The organism is Pseudomonas sp. BS3767, from assembly GCF_900099665.1.
GTDB lineage: Bacteria > Pseudomonadota > Gammaproteobacteria > Pseudomonadales > Pseudomonadaceae > Aquipseudomonas > Aquipseudomonas cerasi.
The window spans coordinates 1-15,156 of record NZ_FNCX01000009.1; the positions used below are offsets into that span (position 1 = coordinate 1).

A 15,156-nucleotide genomic window follows, 5' to 3' on the forward strand; every position below is an offset into this window, starting at 1 on the left:
GGGATTGCCGGCTCGATCACCTGGAGCGTGATCATGCTCAACTTCATCAACACCGCCTTCACTTATCGCGACCTTACTCGGGATGGAGACTTCAGTGCCAAGGATATTGGCAAGGTGACGTATGGGTTGGGGTATAGCTTTAACTTGTTGATGGCGGTGTTTGTTGAAGCGCCGTGGGCGGTTATCAGTACGGCGAAGCCACTTGTCATTGGCGGCTATAACATAGGCATTCTCGATAAATCGGCGGCTTACTGGAAAGCACGAGGTAATGCGGTTTGGGGGGATGCGATAAGGGGGTTTAGAGGTTCGATGGTGGCGATGGGGGCGTTTGGGATAGCGGCCGCGGCGCTGGAGGCAATCGACATCAGCAACGACCGGAGCAAGCTGAAAACTTCGGCAGAGAAAAACGCGACTGTAATAAAGGGGCTCGCTGTAGCTGCAATGGGGCTAGCCTCGTTAGCTCAATTGCTAACAGGTATATCGCCTGCTAGCAGGCTAACTGCTGTAGTTATGAGTCCGTGGTTCAGTTTGGCACTACTCATAGCAGGCACAATTTACCTCTTCGCGACAATGGTGTTAAATTACTTCAAACAAGATAGCGTTGGCTGGTGGCTACGTAAATGCTGTTGGTCACGGACCCCAGAGCACCAACATGCAAATACCGCCCAAGGACAAAATGATGAGATACGTAGCTTATTGCAAATACAACTAAGCCCACAAATTTATGTAAAAAGCACGGTACATTACGAAGACCGATATCTTGGCAAAGGTGATTACATCAGTGTTGCTGTACAGAATGGTGCCGGCATACAGGTTCGTCTACCGGGTACACTGCGCGGGTCATCTGTAGCTGTTAACGTCATTAGCAGCAAGCGACCGTGGGGAGTGCTACCTGTAGAAAAAATAGACCGCTCAGTCCAATCAGATTTTCTGGACCGAGGACAATTCAGGAACGTCAAACAGTTCGGGACGCTTACAAACAAGCCTGTAGGCAAAGCTTCTGAAGACTTTACTTACCCTCTGATGCCACCTCAAAACGAAGATGTTATTTGGGAAACTTGGGTACCGCTTGATAAGGACGCCAGCTATCTGGAATTGCAAATACATTACCCAATGCACCTGATAAATTCCGGCCAGAACGATACGGGCTATTCATTTCAGCTAGAACTTGACACTAAAGGCAGTACATCTTTCGCTGACCTGACTGAAGCTGAACTTGAAGTGAAACCTTCTAGCCGAGAAGGTATTCTAATGCTTGAAATTGCGAATTAAAAAAATGAATACACCTCAAAAATTGCCGCACTCAAAATCCGATTTCAGAGCAGGCGAATGCATCGCAGAGCCACCTTTAAAACGCTTACCTCGCTTGATAGGCAACGACGTCCTGAGTTGGTCAATCAAAGCAATGGCGCATCCTCCGAGAGAAATTATGCGAATGCAATTATTTTTGGGGCTGGGTCACGTAGCGATGCTCTTGTTCAATGTTTGGGCATGGTGGGACTTATTTATTCAGGAGCCACACTGGGCGGCTGTGTTCACTTCGGTCATCGCCGCGAATTATGCTTACTATGTTGGTTTGATGGTCCGCCAAAAAACCATCTTCAACTACACCCTGAAAACCGATGGCGCCACGGTCGAGTATTACCTCCACTACCCCGACTTCGCCTCAAGCTTCTTCAAGGGCATCGCCATTTTCGTCATGTTGGTATTCGGATTCGTCGCCGTCCTGACCGGATCGTTGCTCTTTCTGGTCGGCCCGGTAGCGATGGCCTTCATCGCCGCCATCAAACTGCTGAACTGGGAAAACCCTGTCCACCATCGACAAACCGCCCCCTGGCACCTGCATGAATTTGTCACGGTCGATCACAGACGCCTGATGGTCATCATCCATTGCGACGATATCACCACCGGCTTCGCCGCGCGCTTTCCCAGCAAGGCGTTGATGGACAAGTACCTCGCTTTCCTGCGCAAGGTACTTCCGGCGAACGCTGAATACATCGAAAAAGCCACTAACTGGCATCAGGGCTGACGCGACTCAGGCTTGAGCCGACACACACTGCAAGCCTGAGAAAGCGATCAAACTGCCATTGGCACCGTGAAGCGGAACTCGCTGCCCTCGCCCACCCGGCTTTGCGCAGCCAGTTCACCGCCGTGTGCCTTGATGATGCCTTGCGAGATGTACAGGCCCAGACCGGTGCCGGTCGGGTTGCCTTCCTTGACGGTCCAGTAGCGCTCGAAGATGTGTGGCAACTGCTCGGGAGGGATACCCTCGCCGGAGTCCCGTACGGTGAACACGATTTCAGCGCCGTTGGACATTGCCGCCACACCGATTGTGCCCATTTTCGGGGTGAATTTGATGGCGTTGCCGATCAGGTTGGACAGCACCTGGAAGAGACGCTCCGGGTCGGCCTGGACCTTGAGGTCAGGCTCGGCGTTGAAGGAGATCTCGATGGACTTGTCCATCGCCAGGGGGGCCAGCAAGGTGTAGGCCTCCTCGAATATCTGACTGACTTCCAGCGGCTGCGGCGTAATGGTGTAACGGCCCGCTTCGATTTTCGAGGTGTCGAGCAGGTCTTCGAGCAACACATTCATGCGGCTGGCCGCTTGCTGCATGGTATCGATTGCCGTGGAAATACGTCGCGAGGTGTGTGGCCCATCGGAGCTGAACGACTTCTGCATCATCCCGCACAGCATGGAAATGACCGTCATCGGGTTGCGCAAGTCATGGGACACAACCGCTACCAGCTCGTCGCGGGCGCGAACGGCCTGCTGCTCCCTGCGCACCTGGCGGGCGAGATCATTTTCCAGAGCGGAGCGGCGCAGGTCATTGGCGGCGAACACATCGCCATAGCTCCACTTCGTAGCGATCCCGGTCATCTCGACTTTCCAGATCTCAAACGAGGTGCGCGGCCGAAGACGCATGCCGCCTGCCGAGCTCTCCATATCCAGTGGTTTTTTCGGATTACCGCTCCACTGAACCGTTTCCTTGACCTCGGGGCGAAACCAGATAACGCCGTTGTCGACCGGCTTTGGCAGGCTCATCGCCAATACGCCGCTGGCAATTGGCTGATAGGCCTCGGCAGGCGGATAGACACTGGATAGATGATGACTGGCATACACTGGTTCGCCACCAGCAATCATCCACGCATGCAGTGCACGTACCTCAGAAGGCTCCGGGCAGGTGCCGAAACAATGCGTTTGCCGGTCTTCGATGATGGCGACGCCGCTCGCGCCTACCAGATCCATCAATAACTGTGGTTGCTGCGCCAGACCGTCAAAGACGTTTTCTTCGGACTCGGCCATGGCCAGATTCAATTGCTCGAGCGCCCTGACTTTCGCCTCTCGCTGACGGCTTATTTCCAGCGCTTCCATGGCACTGATCTGCAGGGAAAGCACCTGACCTATCGCCTGGCAGGCACTGCGCAGTTCGTGAGTCACGTACAGCGGCGTGCGGTTGCCGCAACTGATCAATCCCCACAACTTGCCGCCCTGAATCAGCGAAACACTCATGGATGACAGCACGCCCATGTTCTTCATGTACTGGCAGTGGATCGGTGAAACACTGCGCAACGTCGAAAAACTCAGATCAAGCTGCTCCTGAGTGTCCGGACGCAGTTGAGGCACCAGGGGAACCGGGATGTAATCGGCATCGGGAATAATGCGCAGCCAGTTGCGGCGATACAGTTCGCGCGCCTGCTCGGGAATGTCCGATGCCGGGAAAAACAGTCCGTTGAAAAGCTCCATGGAGGGCGACGACGCTTCAGCGATCACCTGACCATGGCCTTCCTCTTCGAAACGGTAGATCAGCACCCGGTCGTAACCGGTCATTTTCTGGATCTCGCGGACACTGACTTCATACAGGGTCTGCAGATCACTCGCAGCATGCAACTGGCGCAACATGCGGCCCATGTTGCCGGTGCGCTCGGAATAACCGATCGCTTGCGCATCCTTGTCCTGAATCTCCAGTTCCAGAATCAGAACGCCCTGGCTGCGGTGCAGCAAGGCTTCAAACTCGATTCCGTTGATCGACATCAGCAGGCGTTGCGCGTCGATGAACGAGTCATGAGCGCTGGCGCTTTTAATCACCTCGGCCCAGCCAGCGCCCAGCACACAGTCCAGCCCCTTGCCGAGCACCTGCTCGGGCACATGGCCCAGCACAGTGTGCACGTTGGCACTGACTTGCAGGATAGTCAGCTCGGGCTCTTGCAACGTGAACAGCAGGCCGTGGGGTTGAATGGCGCCAGGGAACTGAATGGGCTCATCCGCACAATTGGCCAGAAGGACTTCAAAGGCGTCTTTGTCGAGTTGGCTCATAGCAGTACCTCTTGACCCTCGAGCCAGTGCTCGAAACATGCAAATGTGGAGTGCGCTGCAAACGCGGCGGCATCAATAAGAACAACTTCTCGCGGCACGTCGTCCAGATGATTCAGAAACGCCTTCCAGCGAGGTCCGGTGAGGGCACCGTACACATCGAGAAAGGCCGTTCCACGTTGCTCATCCAGGCCCAAACGCCGGTTTATCTCACGTCGCAACACCTGCCCGCCCAGTGTCGCCCCTTCCAGCACATACATCACACCCAGGCATGCACCGGCAGAATCAACAGTGGGCAACCGTTCGCAGCGGGGCAATTGCCCGATGTCGTGATCGGACAGCCCCAGCGCACGCAGATCCTCGACCAGCACAGGAGTTTTGACCCTCTCGACCGGAATAAGCTCCGCAGGTATCAAGGCACTGCCATGCAGTATCGCTTCAAGCGGTGCATAAAAACCGTAGTAGGCCTGAAGCAGACGGAGGTAAAGAGCGTGATCCAGAGCGGGTGAAAAAAACGGCATGCGTTTTTCAAGCTTGACGTGCAACTGCCTCGTTTCAGCACGCAGTGCATCAAGCAGTTTCGGCGGGTTAACACATGAAAAACTTGCCGGCATCCAGGAAGGCTCTTGAGTGTGCAATGGGCAAAAAACGCATCCGAGCGAAAACAGGCCGCCAAAATACAGATTCAGAGCAAAATCTGACAGTTTTTTCATGTGTTTGCGATGAAATACCGCAATCCATAAAGATAAAAGCCAGCGTGACAGGACGACGGTTTACAACTTTCCGCAAAATACGCGCTCAACTAACCAAGATAGTCGAAAACCGAGCCCTATATGCGTTTCGTGCGTGCGCGGTTCACAGGCGCAAGCACTTTAACATCATCCAATAAATATGCCATCCTCAGGCAAGCCGCTGACTCGACCAGCGGCTTGCGTAGCAACGCTGACAAAGGCCGGTTCGCTTCGTCAACGCACGTTCTGATACAGCATCATGCGCGAGGTTTCATGCAGACCGCGGGTGAGGTCGCGCAGCCGTTCGAACTCTTGCGGGTTCTGTTCGGCGACGTTGTCCAGCGGCGTGGGTGAAGACAGGTCATGGAGCGTTGGCGAACTGCCGTCGTGCTCCATTTGCAGCAGGTAGTTGCGCGTGACACCGCCGATCAGCGGGAACGTACCTTCGCGCAGTACCAGCGGCACCACACGTTCACCTTCCGGAGCCGCTTGCTGAATGTCACGCCCCATGGTGCCGCTGGTGAAGTCCATTCCGGCCATCCCCGCCAGTGTCGGCAGCAGGTCGGCGAGACCGACCGCTTCGTCGACAACGCGTGTGCCCAGCAGGCCGGGGGCGTGAATCAACAGCGGAACGTTGTTGCTCTCCAGGCCCAGTTGCTCGAACGCCGGCGCCATGTGCGGGATCTGGCTGATGCGCGTGTTGTGATCGCCAAACAGCACGAAGATGGTGTTTTCGTAGTAACCGCCCGCCTTGGCCAGTTCCATCAACCGTCCGATGTTGAAATCCAGCAGGCGCACGGCGTTGTACTGCTCCACGCTGCGCGAACCGGCGGCCTGGACCTGCTCCACGGTCTTGTCGCTGACCTGAAAACCGTCGTTGTCCTTCGGAATGGTAAACGGCCGGTGATTGCCCGCAGTCTGCACATAGGCAAAGAACGGTTTGTCGGCTGGCAACGCACGCAGGATCCGGTCGCTCTCCTTGAACAGATCCAGGTCGGAAATCCCCCAGACATCCACCTGCGGTGACTTCCAGTCGCGCTCGTCGTACAGCCGTACGTCGTTGATACTGCGACGGATCAAGGCGTTCATGTTGGCCCAGCCGGAATTGCCACCAATCATGTACAGCTTCTCGTACCCCTTGAAGTCATTGATGATGGTGTTTTGCCGTGTGAGCAGCGGATGGCGTGTGGCGGTCTCCTGCCGTGTCACGTCGGGAACCCCGGTGATGCTCGCCCAGACCGTTTTCGCAGTGCCGGTCACCGGTACGTAAAAGTGCTTGAAGAACCAGCTTTGGGTGGCCAGATGGTCCAGGTTTGGCGTCGGGTTCAACGGGTTACCGTAGGCACCGACAGCACTGGTGCCCAGCGATTCGAGCATGACGAACATCACATTCGGCGGCCGCTCGCCCGGCAGCCGGTAGGGCTGCACGGTCTGGTGACGCTTGAAACTCAATCCCTGTACATCTGGCTGCCGGACGCCCAGATAACGCGCGACCCGCTCATAGTGCTTGCGCACCTCGGGTTCGTCGAAGTTCGACTGGGAGACCTTGAGCGTGTCGTACAGGAACAGCGCCGGGTTGAGCCCCAGTGCCGCCACCTGGCTGTTGCCTGAGAAGAACGCATCGCTCCAGCGCAACGGTACCGGGTTTTCCAGATTGAGATTCTCGACCCGGCCCAGCAGGCCGAGGAAGGTTGCACAGACCATCAGCGCCGAACCCCAGACCACGGACCCGCGTTTGATCGGTCTGGCCTCACGGTCCAGGGTGGCACGTTCAAGCCTGATCAATGCCCAGCCGAGCACTGCGACAGTGAGCAGCCAGCCGGCAGTGATCCAGAATACTGGATAAGTCTGCCAAAGCATGTCCCGGGAAATCTGCGCATCCTCCAGATAGCGCAGCACGCTGGCGTTGAGCCTGACCCCGAGATAGGCGTAATGGCCGAAGTCGACGATGTAAATCATTGTCAGAATCGCCAGCGCCACGATCAGATAGCCCCGCGCCAGGCAGCGCAGGGCACGCACGCTGATCAGGTTACAACCTGGCATCCAGAGCAGCACCGCGACCGGCAGCAGTATCAGCAGCGCCAGGCGCAGGTCGAAGCGCAAACCGATGCCGAGCGTCTTTGCGACCTCGCCATGCGTGAACAGCGTGCCCGGTTCGATACCGGAAAACCCGTAGAAGAACACGCCCCTCAGCAACGCCGACAGCAGGAACACCACCATGACCGCGCCCAGCCAATAATGCAGGCGTCGCGATTGCAACCAACTCATCGTCATTCCTCTAGACATTGCCGGCAGACAGAGCCGCCGGACGGCGCGTCTCCATTGTGCGGCGATAAACAAACCGGACAGCCAGGACCAGCAAGGCCCCACAGCAGTAAAGGCCAAGCAGCGGGTCGATCAGGTAATCCCAATAATTTTCCGATGGCTTGATGCGGAAAGTGAAGGCCAGCGTCGCTGCGCTGAGCATCACGACGGCCAGCGCATTGCGCATAAAGACCAGCCCCAGCGCGATGACAGCGACAACCATGATCATCGGCCGCGGGTTGTAGCCCCAGCGGTACGGATCGAAATACGTCAGGCCCAGCGTGGCCGGGTACAAAGTCAGTGCCAGCGCAGCGAACACCAACAGCATCAGCCCGCGCCTGGACACTGCCATCGGCCTGAGCACACCCAGTCGCTGCAGGGTCAGCCAGCCCAGCAGCACCAGGCTGCTGATGGCCAGGTCATCGGTCAGGCTGCGGGCATAGGACGCCATCGACAGCCCGTCGATCGAGATCACACTCACTAGCGAGACGGCAGCCAGCAGGCCGCAGCGCCACCATAACGATGCGGTCAAGGGCGCCAACAGCACAAACAGGGTCCAGGCAAATGCCAGATGAGCCAATCCCAACGCGATCATAAAAGTTGCTCCGCCAGCCAGGCCTCGTTGAAGCTGACATGCTTGATGAAGGTGTTATTCCATGAGTAGACCAGGTGATACAGGCCGTCCGGGCTGCGGATGAAGTACGGGTATTCGTATTCGAAGTCGCAGCCCTGGGGCGAGCAGACGCGCTGGTCCAGATTGCTCAGAAACGCCTCTTCCATCGGTTGACGCAGGGCGCCACTGGAACTGCGGAAGCCCTCGCCGATCACCTCCTTGTATGCTTCGAGGGTAAACGGTGTGCCCAGCGGATCGGGCGACTTGTCGAAATCCATCAGTGGCCTCCAGACGTTCATCTCCTCGTCAGTACCGTACAGACTGAGTTTAAAGCGCCCCTCGCGCAGGTCGTTGAGCGCCACGAGCAGCCCCTTGCCTGGCACACCGACCGCAGCCAGCGAAGAATTGGGGTTGCTCGGGGTCAACGGATACGGCTCGCTCCAGCTCTGCCCGCCGTCTTCGGTGCGGCTGGCCAGCACCCGGTGGAACGTCTCACCGGCATAGCGCAACAAGGCCACGGCGCGCTGCCCGTCCAAAGGCACGACGGTGGGCTGCAGGGAATTGTTGCCACGGCTGATGCGAAACTTGTCGATCACTTCACCGTCGGCGCTCAGGTACAGGTATTCGGCAAACTTGCCGAGAAACTCATGATAGACCGGCAGGCCGATCGAACCGTCGGCATGAAACACCGGCGCGCCGCGCACCAGCGTACTGATGTTCAGAAACGGGGTTGTCACCAGTTGCCACGGCGGCGACCAGCTGGAGCCCATGTCGCTGGAGACCATGGCGTTGACCGTACTGCCCGCCCAGCCGCCGACCGAGACTGAAACGTAGAACAGCCACAGGCGATTGTCCGGAGCCAGGGCGATCACCGGATTGCCCAGTTTGCGGATGTATTTACCAGTGCCCGACTGGGTGGAATCACGGGTTGCCAGCACCTGCTCGCCGCCCCACTCACCACTGGCCGCGTCGAAGCGCGAGGTGCGTATTTCAACGTCGCCCGCGCCCTCGCGAGAACCGGCGAACCACACCGACATCAGGTCGCCACCGGGCAATGCCGTCACGGCTGAGGAATGCACGAAGTCGTCGAGATCGGAAGACGCGAAACGCGAAATGTAGGACGCCTTGGGCGCCACGCTTTCAGCGCCAACCGGCGCGGGGCTGAGCGCGAACGGCGCAATACGGTGCTGTGGATGGCTGAGCCACGCACTGAGAAAAATCGCCACAACAATCAGGCCTGCGCTCCATGCAGCCAGGTTTCGGGAAATAACACGCATCGGGAGGCATCACTGTAAAGAGGAACAAAGGTGTGGTTTCAGCGATGGCGATCTTCGGGCAACGGGCGTCGCTTGCCTGTCAGCATCGACAAGGGCAGGTTGTCACGCACCTGAACGCTTTCGAAGATGGCGGCGGCCATGTGCAGCACCACCAAGGCACACAAAGTGTTGGCGAGAATTTCGTGGATGTCCTGCGGCCAGTCGGCGCCCCACAGGGCATCGACTTCTTCCATCAGAAAACCGGTCAGGCCCATGCCGAAGATCAGCACCATCATGAGTACCATGACCAACGCGCCGAGCGGGGAATGGCCGAGCCGATGCATCGGCCGCCGGTCGATCAGCGAGCGGATGTGCGCACGCAGGCGCGCCGGATGTGGCCAGAAATCGCTCCAGCGTGCGCTGCGCGGCCCGATGAATCCCCACACCACGCGCACCGCCAGCCAGGCAACCGCGTAATAGCCCAGCCAGATGTGCCAGTCGCCACCTGCTTCATTGAAGAAATAATTGGCAACGAAGACACCCGCGATCGAGACATGAAACAGCCTGACCAGCGGGTCCCACAGGCGCAGGGAAACACGGCTCATTACTTGGTCTCGGTCTTCACCGCTTTACCCGTCACCGGATCGTGATAGATCTCGACCTTGCGCTTGTCCTTGTCGAAACCATAGATTTCGTAGCAGTTGCCGTCAGTCACCTTGAACTTGCTGATCTCGTAACCCTGAGCCTTGAGTTGCTCCTGGAATTTGGCCTGATCCTGCCATTGGGACTTGTCAGCCGTGGTGCATTGCGGGCCGGCAAGTGCCAGCGGGCTGGCCAGACACAAGGAAATCAGCAGGACTTTACGCATGACAAATACTCGCAAGCAGTTAAGGAGCGCCTACTGTGCGAAACGAATCTTAGGAAAAGCTTAATACGTAATAGCTCGTAACATCTTCCCGGACACACGGCACTTCGCGCTGCTGCCTGCTGACGGCATCATGGCGCCCTTCCCCACACTCACCGGTCAAAGCCCTATGCGCCTGCTTCTCGTCGAGGATGATCGAGCCATTGGTCAAGGCATCCGCGTGGCCCTGAATACCGAGGGCTATACCCTCGACTGGCTGGAGGACGGGCTGAGCGCGCTGCACGCCCTGCGCAGCGAGCCATTCGACCTGTTGCTGCTCGATCTTGGACTGCCGCGCATGGATGGCCTGGACCTGCTGCGCCAGTTGCGCGCCGAAGCACTTACCTTGCCGGTACTGATCCTGACCGCACGCGACGGGACTGCCGACCGTATTGCTGGTCTGGATGCCGGCGCGGACGACTACCTGATCAAGCCATTCGACGTCGATGAACTGAAAGCCCGGGTCCGCGCCCTGCTCAGGCGCAGCCAGGGCCGTGCGCAACCGCTGCTGGAACACGCCGGCATCAGCCTCGACCCGGCGTCGCAACAGGTCAGTTTTCAGGGCAGTGAAGTACCGATGACGCCGATGGAATACCAGCTGCTGCATCAACTGATGATCCGTCCCGGCAAGGTGGTCACCCGCGAGCGCTTGTCCAATACCCTGTACGGCTGGCAGGACAAGGTCGAAAGCAACACGCTGGAGGTGCTGATTCACAACCTGCGCAAGAAACTGTCCACCGAGCTGATCCGCACCGTGCGCGGTGTCGGCTACCTGCTGGAGCTCAAGGCATGACCTCGGTACGCGCGCGTATTCTGATCCCGGTACTGATGCTGTTGCTGCTCGGCGACCTGACGATCAGCCTGCTCGCCCTGCGCGACAGCCATCACGAAATCGAAGAAGTCTACGATGCACAACTGGCCCAGAGCGCGCGTCTGCTGCAGGGTGTGCTACGTCAACGCGCAGCGGGTGAGCAGGATCTCGACAAGCTGTATCAGGCGTTCGATCAGGCCATGAGCCGGGTTGGCACCAGCGGCGTGGCCCACCCCTACGAAACCCGGCTGACCTTTCAGGTCTGGCGTACCTCGGGCGAGCTGCTGGTGCGCTCGGCCGAAGCCCCGCTGCTCAGCGCACCTCCCGCAACCGAAGGCTCCCACGACTTAGTCGAAAACGGGCACGAGTGGTGCGGCTTTCTCCTCGCCGATCCACAGCAGGGTTTTCTGATCTGGGTGGGTGAGCGCGATGACGTACGCCAGGACCTGATCCAGCGCATTGTCAGTCACACGCTGTGGCCGGCGCTGATCGGTGTGCCGCTGCTGGTGGTCGCGATCTGGCTGGCCATAGGCTGGGGCCTGCGCCCGCTGCAATCAATGGCCAGAGTTATCCGCAAGCGCGATGCCGAGAGCCTGGAACCGCTTGATGTAACGCCCCTGCCCAAAGAACTGGAGCCCATGCAGTACGCGCTCAACCGCCTGCTGACCCAGATCGAAAGTGTGCTGGAACGCGAGCGACGTTTCATCGCTGACGCGGCCCACGAACTGCGCACGCCGCTGACCATCCTGCGTATCCACGCGCAAAACGCGCGCCAGGCCGAAACCCCGGAGCAACGCCTGGAAGCGCTGGACTTCCTGGTGCATGGCGTCGACCGCGCCGCCCGCCTGGCCAGTCAGCTATTGACTATGGCACGCCTGGAACCGCGCCTTGAAGTCAGTCAGTTACAGACCTTCGAGCTGAACACGCTGGTACGCGAGGAAATGGCCGAACTCACGCCGCTGGCACTGGAGAAGCGCGTCGATCTGGTATTTGAAGAAGGCGAGGATTGCGTGATCCGCAGCGACCCGGCAGCCATCACCATTGCCCTGCAGAACCTGCTGACCAATGCGCTGAATTTCGCCCCGACCGCCAGCGAGATTCGCGTTGCCCTGCACGCCCAGGAAGATGGCAGCGCGCACCTGTCGGTCGAAGACGCGGGGCCTGGTATCGACGAACAGCAGAAGGCGCGCCTGTTCGAACGCTTCTACAGCCAGGGCCACAGCAATGGCGCGGGGCTGGGGCTGGCGATCGTCGACATGATCGTGCGCAAACTGGAAAGCAGCCTGCACCTGCGCAACTCGGCGCAGGGCGGACTGTGTGCAGAGCTGCGCATCAAGAGCAGGACGGGCTGAACCCTGCTCGGCTCAAAGCACCACGCGCAGGCATTGCCCGGCGTGATACAGGGTGAAACCCGCGTCGTAGGCCAGGCTGCGCAGCGAACTGCCCGAAACTTTTTTACCGCTTGAAAAGCTCACCGGCAGCGCAGCCGCGTCGTTGCTCAGCAGGTAATCGGCAAAGCATTTGCCCACCAGTGTCCCGGTGGTCACCCCCCGGCCATTGAAACCGGTCGCCGCCAGCAAGCCTGGCGCAGGCTCGAAGAGGCGCAGCAAGTGGTCCGGCGTAAAGCCGATGCGCCCGGTCCAGGTGCTCTGCCACTCGACCCGGCCCAGTTGCGGAAAGTAATGCTGCTGGACGCGATCCGCCCACTGACGAATGAACCACAGCGGATAATTGCCGGCGTTACCCAGGCTGCCCAGCAGCAGGCGCCCATGAGCGTCGCGACGAATATTGCTGAGCACCGTGCGCGTGTCCCACGAACCCTGCCCGCCGCGCAGAATCTGCGCCTGCTCGGCACCGCTGAGTGGCTGCGAAGCGACCTGATAGTAATAGCCAGCGAAGATGTGATCCTTGATGTCGGTCCACTCGCCCTCGGTGTAGGCATTGGACGCGATGATTACTTTCTCGGCGCGCACACTGCCCGCAGCAGTAGAGACCTTCCAGCCATCAGCGGTGCGTTGCAAGCCGTTGACAGGAGAATCACCGAATACTTGCCCACCCTGCGCTACCACGTTAAGCGCCATGCCCGAGACATAAGCCATCGGGTTCACCGTGCCTGCGCGATGATCGAGCAAGGCGCCGCTGACCTTGTCGGTGCCACAGGCGTCTTCGCAGGGTTTGCCGGTCAGCAATTCAACGTTGGCACCACGCCGTTGCCACTGTGCGGCACGGCTGCGCAGATCAGCCAGACCCTTGGCGTTGTGCGCCATGTGCAGGTTGCCGGTGCGAGTGTCCTGACAATCGATGCGGTACTTGTCGATGGTCGCGAACACTAGTGCCGGCGCCGCGCCCAACGCGCCATTCAATCGGCTGGCCTCGACACTGCCCAGTACCTTGTCCAGTTGATCAGGCGCCACCCAGGTCCCGGCATTCACCAGACCGACGTTGCGTCCGGAACCGCCATGCCCGACCTGATGCGCTTCGACCACGCACACCGACTTGCCGCCTTCCAGCAAGCGCAACGCCGCCGACAGACCGGTGAACCCGGCGCCGATGATGCACACGTCGGCGCTCCGCTCACCGCTCAGGGCCGGGCTGACCGGGCGTTGCGGAGTCAATTGTTCCCACAGACAGCCTTCAGCAAACTGCACCATCGAAAAGCTCCAGCAATGTCGGCAATAAGCGCCCGGTTCACATCAGTCGAAAACGATGCCCTGAGCCAGCGGCAACTCGCGGGAGTAGTTGACGGTATTAGTCTGCCGGCGCATGTAGGCGCGCCACGAATCGGAGCCGGATTCGCGCCCCCCACCGGTTTCCTTCTCGCCACCAAATGCCCCGCCGATTTCCGCACCGCTGGTGCCGATATTGACGTTGGCAATACCGCAATCGCTGCCCGCGGCACTCTGGAAAGCCTCGGCCTCACGCAGGTCGGTAGTGAAAATGCACGACGACAGGCCCTGCGGCACTTCGTTGTTCAGGCGCAAGGCCTCTTCAAAGTCGTCGTAAGCCAGCACGTAGAGAATCGGCGCGAAGGTTTCGTGACGCACGACTTCGCTCTGGCCAGGCATTTCGGCAATGGCCGGCGTGACGTAGTAGCCGTTCGGGTATTTGTCCTGTAACTGACGCTCGCCACCAAACACTTGGCCGCCTTCGTCGCGGGCCTTGGTCAGCGCGTTCTGCATGGCCGAAAACGCTTGCTGGTCGATCAGCGGGCCGATCAGATTGCCTTCGCGCGGATCACCGACGCGCACCTTGGCGTAGGCTGCCTTGACGCGGGCGACCACTTCGTCCTTGATCGAGCGGTGCACAATCAGGCGGCGCAACGTGGTGCAACGCTGACCGGCGGTGCCTACCGCACTGAACAGAATGCCGCGCACGGCCAGGTCCAGATCGGCGCTCGGGGCCAGAATCATCGCGTTGTTGCCGCCCAGCTCCAGAATGCTGCGCCCGAAACGGGCGGCGACACGCGGCCCGACTTCACGGCCCATGCGGGTGCTTCCGGTGGCGCTGATCAGTGGCACGCGAGGGTCGTCGACCAGCGCTTCACCGGCGTCACGATCACCGATCACCAGTTGCGCCAGTGCTGCCGGCGCGTCACCGAAAATCTTCAGCGCCTTGTCGAACAGCGCCTGACAGGCCAGTGCCGTCAGCGGAGTCTTTTCCGAAGGTTTCCAGATCACCGGGTTGCCGCAGACCAGCGCCAGCGTGGTGTTCCAGGCCCAGACCGCAACCGGAAAGTTGAACGCGCTGATCACGCCGACCACACCCAGCGGGTGCCAGGTTTCGCGCATGTGATGACCGGGACGCTCGGAGGCGATGGTCAGGCCGTACAACTGACGCGACAGACCGACGGCAAAGTCGCAGATGTCGATCATTTCCTGCACTTCACCCAGACCTTCCTGAGTGATCTTGCCGGCCTCGACCGACACCAGTTCGCCCAGATCAGCCTTGTGCTCACGCAGCACTTCACCAAAGATCCGCACCAGCTCGCCACGCCGTGGCGCCGGTACTGTGCGCCACTTTAGAAACGCATTGTGGGCGCTGTCGATACGCGCCACGACCTGTGCCTTGTCTTCAAGCGTGACCGAGGCAATCCGGCTGCCATCAATCGGGGTGTAAACCGGATAGTCCCCTTGTGTGTGGGCACTGTTCGCTACGCCCAGACGTGCTAATAACTCGGCAACCATGTTGATTCTCCTGTCATGAACCCGGTGGAAATCATCGATGAC

At 59.3% G+C, this 15,156-nt stretch carries 12 protein-coding genes and 1 pseudogene; 4 read left to right on the forward strand and 9 right to left on the reverse strand.

From position 1 onward, the window contains the following. Window positions 1-1,272: pseudogene (locus BLR16_RS22090) on the forward strand (hypothetical protein); the annotation flags it as partial. Between the two features lie 157 nt (window positions 1,273-1,429). Further along, window positions 1,430-2,029, forward strand: a complete 600-nt coding sequence (locus BLR16_RS22095; protein WP_161437942.1) for a permease — start codon at window positions 1,430-1,432, stop codon at window positions 2,027-2,029. A 47-nt stretch (window positions 2,030-2,076) separates the two neighbouring features. Here the strand turns inward: BLR16_RS22095 and BLR16_RS22100 are convergent, their stop codons facing one another. The 7 genes from BLR16_RS22100 to BLR16_RS22130 form a co-directional block, all read right to left on the reverse strand. Then, window positions 2,077-4,314: an ATP-binding protein gene (locus tag BLR16_RS22100; protein WP_074808842.1), complete on the reverse strand. Its 2,238-nt coding sequence runs from the start codon at window positions 4,312-4,314 to the stop codon at window positions 2,077-2,079. After that, on the reverse strand, window positions 4,311-4,925 hold the full coding sequence (locus tag BLR16_RS22105) for a biliverdin-producing heme oxygenase (protein WP_003369999.1): 615 nt from the start codon (window positions 4,923-4,925) through the stop codon (window positions 4,311-4,313). The genes BLR16_RS22100 and BLR16_RS22105 overlap by 4 nt, the downstream gene beginning before the upstream one ends. A 351-nt stretch (window positions 4,926-5,276) precedes the next feature. Continuing rightward, complete coding sequence (locus BLR16_RS22110) at window positions 5,277-7,310, reverse strand: LTA synthase family protein (RefSeq protein WP_074808845.1); 2,034 nt, start codon at window positions 7,308-7,310, stop codon at window positions 5,277-5,279. A 10-nt stretch (window positions 7,311-7,320) separates the two neighbouring features. After that, window positions 7,321-7,941, reverse strand: coding sequence for a hypothetical protein (locus BLR16_RS22115; RefSeq protein ID WP_072364894.1), 621 nt, complete (start codon window positions 7,939-7,941; stop codon window positions 7,321-7,323). Beyond that, window positions 7,938-9,236 (reverse strand): sialidase family protein, encoded by a 1,299-nt coding sequence (locus BLR16_RS22120; protein ID WP_058397073.1) that lies wholly within the window; start codon window positions 9,234-9,236, stop codon window positions 7,938-7,940. Before BLR16_RS22120 ends, BLR16_RS22115 begins: the two co-directional genes overlap by 4 nt. Window positions 9,237-9,274: 38 nt before the next feature. Then, window positions 9,275-9,820: a cytochrome b/b6 domain-containing protein gene (locus BLR16_RS22125; protein WP_003369989.1), complete on the reverse strand. Its 546-nt coding sequence runs from the start codon at window positions 9,818-9,820 to the stop codon at window positions 9,275-9,277. Continuing rightward, a complete protein-coding gene (locus BLR16_RS22130; protein WP_003349279.1) occupies window positions 9,820-10,083 on the reverse strand; it encodes a PepSY domain-containing protein in 264 nt (87 codons plus the stop codon). The genes BLR16_RS22125 and BLR16_RS22130 overlap by 1 nt, the downstream gene beginning before the upstream one ends. Before the next feature lie 166 nt (window positions 10,084-10,249). Here BLR16_RS22130 and BLR16_RS22135 point away from each other — a divergent pair, with 166 nt between their 5' ends. Together BLR16_RS22135 and BLR16_RS22140 are read left to right on the forward strand one after the other, a co-directional pair. Further along, complete coding sequence (locus BLR16_RS22135; RefSeq protein ID WP_003349281.1) at window positions 10,250-10,912, forward strand: response regulator; 663 nt, start codon at window positions 10,250-10,252, stop codon at window positions 10,910-10,912. Next, the gene (locus BLR16_RS22140; RefSeq protein WP_060708048.1) at window positions 10,909-12,282 is read left to right on the forward strand and encodes a sensor histidine kinase; all 1,374 of its coding nucleotides are present in this window, start codon (window positions 10,909-10,911) and stop codon (window positions 12,280-12,282) included. The genes BLR16_RS22135 and BLR16_RS22140 overlap by 4 nt, the downstream gene beginning before the upstream one ends. 12 nt (window positions 12,283-12,294) lie before the next feature. Here the strand turns inward: BLR16_RS22140 and BLR16_RS22145 are convergent, their stop codons facing one another. After that, entirely contained in the window at window positions 12,295-13,581 is a 1,287-nt protein-coding gene (locus tag BLR16_RS22145; protein WP_003434635.1) for an L-pipecolate oxidase, read from the reverse strand. 42 nt (window positions 13,582-13,623) lie between these two features. After that, on the reverse strand, window positions 13,624-15,114 hold the full coding sequence (locus BLR16_RS22150; protein WP_003434633.1) for an L-piperidine-6-carboxylate dehydrogenase: 1,491 nt from the start codon (window positions 15,112-15,114) through the stop codon (window positions 13,624-13,626). Window positions 15,115-15,156: the final 42 nt, after the last annotated feature.